Annotated in this window: 2 protein-coding genes; both read left to right on the forward strand. The window is 69.8% G+C overall.

Annotated elements, in window-relative coordinates:
* Window positions 1-1,305 (forward strand): peptidylprolyl isomerase (locus DD1DGNOD_RS12020; RefSeq protein ID WP_206443118.1); only part of this gene is annotated, 1,305 nt, incomplete at its 5' end.
* A 31-nt stretch (window positions 1,306-1,336) separates the two neighbouring features.
* Window positions 1,337-1,546 (forward strand): hypothetical protein, encoded by a 210-nt coding sequence (locus DD1DGNOD_RS12025; protein WP_131770138.1) that lies wholly within the window; start codon window positions 1,337-1,339, stop codon window positions 1,544-1,546.
* Window positions 1,547-1,615 lie beyond the last annotated feature (69 nt).

The following is a 1,615-nucleotide window of genomic DNA, read 5'->3' on the forward strand; positions in this document are numbered from 1 at the left end:
ACTGACGTCCTGACCGAAGAAAGCGGGGAGAGCGGGGAGAAGAGCGCCGGCGAGCCCGCAGGGGAGAAGGCCCGTGCGGAGGATACCGGGGATGCCGAGGATACCGGGGATGCCGAGGGCAGCGGGGATGCGGAAGGCGGCGGGGATGCGGAAGGCGGGGGAGAGGACGCCGACGACTCCCCTGCGGATGGACGTTCGCCGGCGGATGAACGCTCGCGTCTGCGCCGTGTCACCGGTCGGATCCGCCTGCCCCGCTCGCTGCGAGGGCGCGTCGTGCTGGCGGTCGTCCTGGTCGTGCTGCTCGGCGGTGGGGTGGGTGGCTACCTGTGGCATGCGTCCACCACGCTGCCCGCCGGCGTCGCCTTCCGGGTCGGCGATCAGGACGTCAGCGTCGACGAGCTCGACCACAAGGTCGACACCCTGCGTGCCCTCTACGGGATCCAGGCTCCGACCGATCCCGCCACGCTCGACACCTTTCACCGTGATGTCGCCAAGTCCTACGCGGTCAGCATCATCCTCGACAACGCCGCCGCCGATGCGAAGATCGTGATTGCGGACAAAATGGCGCAGGACGCCCTGGGCCGGTTCATCGAGCAGCAGTTCGGCAGCGGCAACGATGCCAGGGACCGGTTCGTGCAGGCGCTCGGCACCGTCGGCACCAACGAGCAGGCAGTGCTTACAGAGATCAAGCGCCAGCTTGCCGTCAACCAGCTCTTCCAGCACACCGCCGGAACCCCCGAGATCTCCGACGCCGAGCTGCACACCCAGTTCGACCAGCACAAGGATCAGCTCGCCACCCCGGAACGCCGCGACCTGCGCAACATCGTCATGTCGTCACGGGCCGAGGCCGACCAGGTCGTGCGGGACGCCGCCGCCGGCACGCCGTTCGAGCTTCTCGCGCAGCAGCGCAGCCTGGACGGGAGCACCAGGGACGGCGGCGGTGCGCTCGGCGTCGTCAGCGCGAGCCAGCTCGATTCCGGGTACGCCCCGGTCGCGTTCGCAGCCCCGGTCGGTGCCGTGTTCGGCCCGGTCCAGACCCAGTACGGCTGGAACGTCGGCAAGGTGATCCAGATCATGCCGCCGACACCGGCCGTGTTCGGCCAGGTCAAGGACAGCCTGCGTCAGCAGTTGCAGCTGGAGCGTCAGCTCGGCACCTGGCGCGGCTGGCTGGCCGGCGCCATCAGGAACGCCCATGTCAGGTACGCCGCGGGCTACCGTCCCGCGGATCCGGACTCGCCGCCACAGGACGCTTCCACCGTTGGTGTCCCGTCCGAGCAGGCTCCCGCACCGGCAGGCGGCCGGTGAACCGGGATCCGGGTCCGGTCGCGGGCTCACGATGGTGATCGCCATCGTCGTCCAGCTCGGCCTCGGCGCCGCCGTGTTCATGATCGGACGATGGGGTCACAGCAACGCCGAGGCTCTCGTCCCCGCACGGCTGCCCGACGACAACCGGGGGCGCCGGGTGCGAGCGGCCCGCCGAGGCGCGATCGCCTGCCAGGTCGCCGGGGTGATCCTGGCGCTGACGAACCTCATCCTGCTGTTCTGAAAATCTCTCCGCAGCCGGGACGTTCGTGTACCCGGGAAACACACGCAGCCGAGAAGGGGCGGTTGGGGT

Origin of the sequence: Candidatus Protofrankia californiensis (assembly GCF_900634765.1) — a bacterium.
GTDB classification, from domain to species: domain Bacteria; phylum Actinomycetota; class Actinomycetes; order Frankiales; family Frankiaceae; genus Protofrankia; species Protofrankia californiensis.

Bases quoted from the DNA above. Each gene is read 5' to 3' on its own strand.
- DD1DGNOD_RS12025 (WP_131770138.1), top strand. From the start codon at position 1,337: ATGGTGATCGCCATCGTCGTCCAGCTCGGCCTCGGCGCCGCCGTGTTC.